This is a genomic window from Methanococcoides sp. (assembly GCF_030594565.1).
In the GTDB taxonomy this organism is placed as follows: Archaea; Halobacteriota; Methanosarcinia; order Methanosarcinales; family Methanosarcinaceae; genus Methanococcoides; species Methanococcoides seepicolus.
Genome location: NZ_JAUVEY010000099.1, coordinates 1 through 8,065 on the forward strand (window position 1 = coordinate 1; position 8,065 = coordinate 8,065).

Here is an 8,065-nt window from a genome sequence, read left to right on the forward strand (position 1 = left end):
CTTTCCATGGGTGCGACAATCCTCATTTCTGAGACAACGCCTGACTACCCTGATCCGGGAGTATGGTGGAGCATGATAGAGGAATTCGATGTGAGCGTCTTCTATACGGCACCAACAGCGATACGCATGTTCATGAGGATGGGAGATGAATGGCCCGGGAAGTACAATCTGAGTTCCCTGAGGATCCTGGGTTCGGTTGGCGAACCTCTGAACCCAGAAGTGTTCAAGTGGTACTATCGTGTGATCGGTAAGGAAAAATGTCCTGTTCTGGATACCTGGTGGCAGACTGAGACGGGCATGCACATGCTCACCACAGCGGTTGGAGAGCCCATGAAACCGGGATTCACAGGAAGACCCGTGCCAGGTGTGGTTGTTGATGTTGTAGATGAGAATGGTGACCCGGTGCCTGCAGGAACAGGTGGTTTCCTTGTAATAAAACAACCCTGGCCTTCCATGATGAGGACCGTTTATGGTAATGATGAAAGATATCGCCAGTATTGGACAAAGATCCAGAATTACTACAGTGCAGGTGATCTTGCCGTAAAGGATGAGGATGGTTATATCATGATACAGGGACGTGCCGACGATGTCCTTATCGTTGCCGGTCACAACATTGGAAGTGCAGAGGTCGAAAGTGCACTTGTATCCCATGAAGCTGTGGCTGAAGCTGCTGTAATAGGAAAACCTGATCCTCTTAAAGGGGATTCCATCAAAGCTTTCGTCATACTTCGCATGGGCTTCAACTCCTCCGATAAACTGAGGCTTGATCTTATGTATCATGTAAGGATGAACCTGGGTCCAATTGCAATGCCTTCTGAGATTGAATTTGTTGACTCGCTGCCAAAAACCCGCAGCGGGAAGATCATGAGAAGGTTGCTTAAGGCACAGGAGCTTGGAATGGATCCTGGGGATGTGTCCTCATTGGAGGATTGAGTTCCTGCAGCCAGATCTTGCTTCTGGAGTGCGAAACGAGGTGATGAGCGTAACTCATCACCTCACTGACAGCAAATCTCCACAAAAATTAATCATTTGAGACAAGCTTTTCCCATTGATTTAACCTTTCCCTTACATGAGCATTCAACGTAAACTGCTTATAACTCTCAGCAGTACCAGCTGTCTTGCTTCGTTCAGGCTTCTGGGAAAGTAGACGACACCGAATCTTATTCTTATTTCATAATAATGAGCATTATATCATTAGAAGTATATTCGATAAGTTAATATGCTATTAATTTATTATTATATATTAAGAACCATGTGTCATTCACGACTCCGGTGGTACGGTCTGAAAACACGAACACTGTGGTGGTGGTGGTTCTACTTAATAAATAATTGGGAGTGGGGATGTCATTCCTCCTTCATCCCCTCTGTTTTTGAGAACTTCAATTTCAGTCATAGATAAATTTTAGACGTTTCTTCAGGCATTAATAATTCTATTTCATATCAATTTTAGAGAAAGCTATCAATTACTTTCCTTATCCCTTAGTATTTAGACTAAAATCCCCCTTCCCTAACTCTGTCCTTCAGTTGTTTCAACGTACTCCTGTGTTCAATCCCCATTTCCCAAACATCATCAAGAGTCAGACAAAGCACCCATTCATTAATTTTCTCAATATTCAAGTATGATCCAACCCTATCCCCTTCAGGCTCCTGCATATCAATATTGTTTTCCTCCTTGCCAATGCAAACAATTGAATCAGCATAAACATGCCTCCTCTCAAGAATCTCAACCTTGCCATCAAATTTATGCTCTGGATATTCCACATACTGCCTTATTGGTTCTGAACAATTGTCAAAATATAATAGTGATATAGCATTAATCGCATCACCCCTCTTTCAGATAAAGGTCTAAATTTGAATATATTTTTAAAATGGCACATATACTAACACTACTGGAAAAGGCACATGCCTTTGGAAACTACCAATAGCTTAGGTACATATAAAGAAAGAGAGTAATTTTCTTATTTGTAAAATTGTATTAGAGCAAGTGGATTTGGTATAATGGGTAAAAAAATAAGAGATAACAAAGCACTTGAAGACATACTTTTAGATGCACAATACCTAAGGTTGGGACTTTGTAGTAATGAAAAGCCTTACATCGTACCAATCTCATTCGGATACAAGGATAATACAATATATTTACATAGTTCCCGAAAAGGTACTAAGATCAACCTTATAAAACAAAATAAAAATGTTTGTTTTGAAGTGGATACTTTTTATGAAACTCTTCCATCAGATGAACCCTGTTCATATTATATGAAATACCAAAGCATTGTAGGCTACGGAACTGCAACAATTCTGGAAGATGAAAAAGAAATAAAAGAAGGTCTTAAGATCATTATTGATCGCTACCACAATAAAGAATACAGTATTGATGATCTAGACCTCAAGAGAGTGGCAATCATCCGTATTGACATAGATGATTTGCATGGCAGACAATATGGAATGAATGATGAATGATCTAATAAAAACAATTGTTTTAATGAAGAAGGAATAGGGACAGTATGAAATACGGACTTGGAATTGATGCCGGTGGCACTTATGCTGTCGCTTTTCACTTGTCGCATTTGTCTCTCGGAATTCTCGTTTAATTTCCATAGAAAAAAGACAAACGCGACAGCAAAGCTACATAAGATAAAGCATTTGAGACAAATTTTCCTTATTGATTCAAGCGTTCTCTTACATGTGCATTAAGCGTAAAAGGCTTATCATCCTCAGCATAATCTCCCAGCTTTTACATTTCATTCAAAAATGTTAAAGTGATTTTTCAGAGAAAATCAGTCATAATATCAATACTATCTGAAATTTTAAAAAAATAAAATGAGATGATCTGGTCTTATGATATGTAATGACCAAATTTATAGGCAATGCTCTTGATTTTTTCCATGAACAAAACATATACACCAACGTACAACAACCGACATCCCAAAAAACAAGCTCCTGCCCGATCTCACCCACATATTTATTAATAATGCCTATTTATGAGAATGGCAGGAGATAAAATATGAGCACACGCGAGTATATGCTTGGGAACGTAGCGATCGCACGAGGGATTGTGGAAGGAGGAGGACGTGTCATTTCCGGATATCCGGGTACGCCTTCTTCTGAGATCGTAGATACGTTGTCCAAAATGAAGGAACGCGACTTTTATGTCGAATGGTCCGTTAATGAAAAAGTTGCAATGGAAGTTGCTGCAGGAGCTGCCATGACTGGTGTGCGTTCTGTGGTCACCATGAAGCACGTAGGTCTGAACGTTGCAGCAGACCCTCTTATGACACTGTCCTACATGGGAGTCAAGGGCGGAATGGTCGTCATTGTGGCTGACGACCCGGGATGTCACTCATCCCAAAATGAACAGGACACACGTAAATATTCAGAGTTCTCACTCATGCCATGTCTTGACCCTTCCACCCCACAGGAAGCAAAGGACATGATACCTTATGCCTTTGAGCTTTCCGAGAAGTTCGAGCTTCCGGTCATATTCAGACCGACCACCAGAATATCACACGGCAAGGCAGATATCGAACTTGGTGAGATCACTGAACACAGAGTGCAAGCCAAGTTCGAGAAGGACACATCCCGCTGGGTAATGGTCCCAAGCAATGCGGTTGTCAGGCATCCACACCTTCTTTCAATACAGGATGGCATCAGGGAAGAGCTTGAGACATCCCCGTGGAACGAACTTACCCTCAATGAGAACTCCAAGATCGGAGTCATCGCAGCAGGTATTGCTTCGGTCTATGCAAAGGAAGCTATTGAGAACCTGGGTGTATCCGCATCATACTTGAAGATCGGTGCATACCCTGTCCCTGAAGGTCTTATCAAAAAGATGTACGAGCAGGTCGATACAGTTCTCGTTATCGAAGAACTTGAGCCCATTGTGGAAGACCGTTGCAAGATCATTGCAAAGGACATGGAAAGCAATGTCAAGATCATCGGAAAGACAGATGGCACTGTTCCAAGGGTCGGCGAACTTAATGTTGACCATTGCGTAAAGGCCATCGCAGATGTTTTCGGCATCGAATCAGGTCTGCCGGAGATCAAGGAGATTGAGATGGAACTGCCACCAAGACCCCCTGCAATGTGTGCAGGTTGTTCCCACAGGGCTACCTATTATGCAATGAAAAAGGTATTTGGCAAGAATGCCGTCTTCCCAAGTGATATTGGATGTTACACACTGGGCATACAGAATGGGACCGTGGACACCACCTTGTGCATGGGAGGAAGTATCACCGTTGCATCAGGCATCTATCACTCTGGTGAAAAGCAGCCTATCTGCTGTTCCATTGGAGATTCAACGTTCTTCCATACCGGAATGAACGGATTGCTCAATGCAGTATATAATAAGGCGAACATCACAGTTGCAATTCTGGACAACCGTATCACCGCAATGACCGGTCACCAGCCAAACCCTGGCATGGGACTTACATCCACAGGTGAGGCCACAAAGGAGATCGACCTTGAGCAGCTCTGTCGCGGACTCGGTGCCGAATTCGTCGAAGTTGTCGATTCCTTCGATGTGAAAGCAACGATAGAAGCATTCAAACGTGCAAAGGATTACGAAGGCACATCAGTGATCATATCAAAACAGCCCTGCATCATCTACGCACGCAGAACAGGTGTCAGGCTGATACCATTCAAGGTTGACCACGATAAGTGTGTAGGCTGTAGAATGTGTGTGAACCTTGGCTGCCCTGCAATTGAATTTGACAGGGAGACCAAGAAATCTACGATCAATGCAATGTGCACAGGATGTGGACTGTGTGCAGAAGTATGTAAATTCGATGCGATAAAGGAGGTTCAGAAATGAGCAGTAAAGCATCTAAGTTCGATCTTGTAATATCAGGTGTCGGTGGACAGGGAGCGATCCTCGCTTCAGACATCATCGGAAGGTCCGCAGTTATTGAGAACTACGGAGTTCGTGCAGCGGAAACTCACGGAATGGCACAGCGTGGCGGTTCAGTGGTCAACCATGTACGTATCGGCTGTGACCTTGGATCCATGATCCCCCTCAAAGGTGCAGACTGTCTTCTTGCACTGGAGCCGGTAGAAGCACTGCGCTATATCGATTCACTCGCAGACGATGGTGTTGTCATCATGAACACTGAAGCAGTTTATCCGGTGACAGTTACCACTGGAAAGGCACAGTATCCTGATGTTGAAAGCATCGTAGCAGAACTCAAAAAGACACACAGAGTTATTGCGTTCAACGCAACCGAAAAAGCGGCTGAAGCCGGAAGCAGACAGGCTATGAACGTAGTACTTGTAGGAGCAGTCTCCAACTTCCTGCCGATCAAAACGGAAACACTGCTGGACCGCGTAAAGGAGATGGTACCGCCAAAGACCATTGATACCAACGTGAAAGCTTTTGAGATGGGAAGAAGTATGGTCGAATAAGACCATAGCTTCACATTTTATTTTTACATACTAATAATTATTAGCAGTTGTTCACAGATGTACTCCATCAAAACAGAAGATTTCAACCTTGAATATACCCTGGACTGCGGTCAGGTATTCCGCTGGGACAGGGATGGCGACTGGTGGACAGGCGTTGTCAATGGTGCTGTTGCACGCATAAGCCAGAGTCCTGAGACAGGTGACCTTCTGGTAGATTCCTCTCTTGATGAGGCCTTTTTTCATCAGTATTTCAGACTGGATGATGACCTGCCGGCAATATTCAGGCAGATAAACAAGGACGAGCATATGGATATCGCCATCAACAAATACAGAGGATTGCGACTCATACGCCAGGATCCCAGGGAATGTCTGATCTCCTACATGCTAGCAACCGCTTCGAACATCCCCCGTATAAAGAAGAACATATCCATGCTCTCAGCACTCTTCGGGGAAGAAATTGAGAACGGTCAGTACAGTTTCCCGAAAGTTGAAGCTCTCGCATCAGCCACTTGCGATGATCTTTGTGAATGCAAGATGGGATTTCGCACGGCAAGGATAATCAAAGCTGCAAACGCTGTCGTCAATGGCGATATTGTGCTTGATGAACTGTTCAGTCTCGACTATGGCGAAGCTAAGAACGAACTGATGAAACTGGAGGGTATCGGGGAAAAGGTGGCTGATTGCATACTGCTCTTCGCTTTTGAGAAAATGGAAGGATTCCCTGTGGATACCCATGTTGAAAAAATAGTCAAGGCCTATTACGGAAACGAACCCTATTTTGAAGGCAATGTCACCAAAACAAAAATAGGTAATTGGGGAAGACACTATTTCGGTGAATACTGCGGTTATGCACAGCAATATCTGTTCTACCAGAAACGGCTTGAAGGACTGGTCTAAGTCTAAATTTCCGTTTTACAACCAGCCGTTAAGGAAGCTTCTAAACCCATCCCCGTTCAGTTCAAGGACCTGCTTGCCTTCGATAATTTCAAACCCATCCTTTACACTTTTGGAGATGTGCTTTCCAAGAGAACAATTTGCAAGTTCTTTTTCAAGAAGCTCTCTTGCAGAGATATGTTTTCGGGGAATTTCCGCGACATAGAAACCATCTTCGATGACAAACGAGTAAACATCCTCATTGTCAACGTATTTCTCCCTGAACTTCTCGGCATGATCACGTACCCATACTGGAGGACCTCTGTGCATTTTGACATTAGGCAAAGTGCCTGACATAAGTTCCAGCATCACAACAGAATCTTCGCCACTCCATTTTCCAGCCTTAAGTACAGTAAATTCGTTCTTGTCAAGCATTGGAACCACCGAATTCTCCATTTTAGAAAACTGCGGATAGAATATATCATCAACCACATCCGGTGTCTTGAAGACGATGGCCAGCAGTGATGAACCTTTCTTTTCCAGCCGTTCAACGATCTCAATGTCAGATATTGGTGGTATCAAGGATGAGAAGAACATGCTTTCGTCTGGACTTGAAAGGAAACTGCGAGCCACATCAACAAATGTGCAGAACTTGTCCAGAGAGAGTGCAGCCGCTACATTCCTTTTAGGGTCTGTGGGATCAATCACGACCAGAGGGTCCTCGAACTTCAATTTCCCATGTTCCAGAATATCGAGAAGCAGACCCGGCCTCCAATCCGATGCTGCTTCCAGTACTTTTTCAAATGAGCCGTAATTGATGACCAGAAGTTCAGTCAAATAGCCTGAAAATCCTTCGGTCTTAAGCTCTGAACCATAAACACCAGTCCCCTTCATGAACTGCTTGAGAAGCAGAACATCATCCTCAAGCCCGTTAAGATTGGCCTTGATGAACTCGTTGTGGAAAGGTGTCCTATCCACTGCAGAGATAATAGAACTGGCACTGGAAACCCGATAGCACGGAACCAGATCGACATCGAATCCCTTGTATCGCATCTTCACATATGGATGTTCAGCATAATGCTCATCCCAATGTTCCGCCTCTTTTGCCACCTGCCTGCCAACTGACAGGCCATAGCTTTCAAGATCTTCCCTGCTTGTATCATCCGGAAATGTGATGAATATATCAAGGTCATGTGTACCGGATATCCACGTACCCCTTGCAGCGGAACCTACAAGCTGTGTTTGTACACCCGTCAGGCCAACCTTGAATGTGAGGCAATCTATCTTGTACATCAGCTCATCAGCCACAAGCTTCAATTTAGCCATTTCCTCATCGGAAGGTTTGATCTTTTCCAGAATGCTTTTTTTAAGATCTTCCATGTTAATTCTCTCGATAATCGTGCTCTTAAGGGTAATATTGTTCAAAGGTATAAACCATTTGAGATTCAAACCATTTTCAAAAAACACCCCACCATCCAACACAGATAACCATTTATACAGCCGACAACTAATATTCCACTGTTAGCTATAGAGCTAAAAACAACTATCTGTAGGCTTTCGGGGGAATTTATCACATTAATTGTGGAGCCTGTTTAACGGATAGTAATTCTATTTCCATAACAAAGGAGTCTATAACATGATAAGTGAAAAGATGATCAATGCGTTGAACGTGCAGATCAACAAGGAAATGTATTCTGCTCATCTTTACATGGCAATGTCAGCTTACAGTTCGAACATCGGACTTAACGGGTTCGCAAACTGGTTCATGGTCCAGTATCAGGAAGAGATGGTACACGCC

General features: G+C 43.6%; 8 protein-coding genes. 6 read left to right on the forward strand and 2 right to left on the reverse strand.

The window, feature by feature from the left end; genetic code table 11:
- The coding region (locus QAS77_RS08620) for an AMP-binding protein (protein ID WP_305064961.1) at positions 1–933 on the forward strand (933 nt) is incomplete at its 5' end.
- Positions 934–1,491: 558 nt separating this feature from the next.
- Here the strand turns inward: QAS77_RS08620 and QAS77_RS08625 are convergent.
- Positions 1,492–1,761 (reverse strand): hypothetical protein, encoded by a 270-nt coding sequence (locus QAS77_RS08625; RefSeq protein WP_250866916.1) that lies wholly within the window; start codon positions 1,759–1,761, stop codon positions 1,492–1,494.
- A 237-nt stretch (positions 1,762–1,998) separates the two neighbouring features.
- Between QAS77_RS08625 and QAS77_RS08630 the strand changes: the two genes are divergently transcribed.
- The 4 genes from QAS77_RS08630 to QAS77_RS08645 all read left to right on the forward strand — a co-directional run bounded on the left by QAS77_RS08630 (position 1,999) and on the right by QAS77_RS08645 (position 6,291).
- On the forward strand, positions 1,999–2,457 hold the full coding sequence (locus QAS77_RS08630; RefSeq protein ID WP_250866917.1) for a pyridoxamine 5'-phosphate oxidase family protein: 459 nt from the start codon (positions 1,999–2,001) through the stop codon (positions 2,455–2,457).
- Between the two features lie 544 nt (positions 2,458–3,001).
- Positions 3,002–4,807 carry an indolepyruvate ferredoxin oxidoreductase subunit alpha gene (gene iorA, locus QAS77_RS08635; RefSeq protein WP_305064964.1) on the forward strand — a complete coding sequence of 602 codons (1,806 nt, stop codon included), beginning with the start codon at positions 3,002–3,004 and terminating at the stop codon, positions 4,805–4,807.
- Positions 4,804–5,394 carry an indolepyruvate oxidoreductase subunit beta gene (locus QAS77_RS08640; protein WP_305064965.1) on the forward strand — a complete coding sequence of 197 codons (591 nt, stop codon included), beginning with the start codon at positions 4,804–4,806 and terminating at the stop codon, positions 5,392–5,394. The genes iorA and QAS77_RS08640 overlap by 4 nt, the downstream gene beginning before the upstream one ends.
- A gap of 57 nt (positions 5,395–5,451) precedes the next feature.
- Positions 5,452–6,291, forward strand: a complete 840-nt coding sequence (locus tag QAS77_RS08645) for a DNA-3-methyladenine glycosylase family protein (protein ID WP_305064967.1) — start codon at positions 5,452–5,454, stop codon at positions 6,289–6,291.
- 15 nt (positions 6,292–6,306) lie between these two features.
- On the opposite strand, the gene cca is transcribed toward QAS77_RS08645, so the two are convergent.
- Positions 6,307–7,647, reverse strand: coding sequence for a CCA tRNA nucleotidyltransferase (gene cca / locus QAS77_RS08650; RefSeq protein WP_305064968.1), 1,341 nt, complete (start codon positions 7,645–7,647; stop codon positions 6,307–6,309).
- 271 nt (positions 7,648–7,918) lie between these two features.
- On the opposite strand from cca, the gene QAS77_RS08655 reads away from it, so the two are divergent.
- A partial coding sequence (locus QAS77_RS08655) for a ferritin-like domain-containing protein (protein ID WP_305064970.1) occupies positions 7,919–8,065 on the forward strand: 147 nt, incomplete at its 3' end.

Excerpts from the sequence above, each read along its gene's own strand:
- QAS77_RS08630 (WP_250866917.1), top strand. The coding sequence starts at position 1,999 with ATGGGTAAAAAAATAAGAGATAACAAAGCACTTGAAGACATACTTTTA.
- iorA (WP_305064964.1), top strand. The coding sequence starts at position 3,002 with ATGAGCACACGCGAGTATATGCTTGGGAACGTAGCGATCGCACGAGGG.
- QAS77_RS08640 (WP_305064965.1), top strand. The coding sequence starts at position 4,804 with ATGAGCAGTAAAGCATCTAAGTTCGATCTTGTAATATCAGGTGTCGGT.
- QAS77_RS08645 (WP_305064967.1), top strand. The coding sequence starts at position 5,452 with ATGTACTCCATCAAAACAGAAGATTTCAACCTTGAATATACCCTGGAC.
- cca (WP_305064968.1), bottom strand. The coding sequence starts at position 7,647 with ATGGAAGATCTTAAAAAAAGCATTCTGGAAAAGATCAAACCTTCCGAT.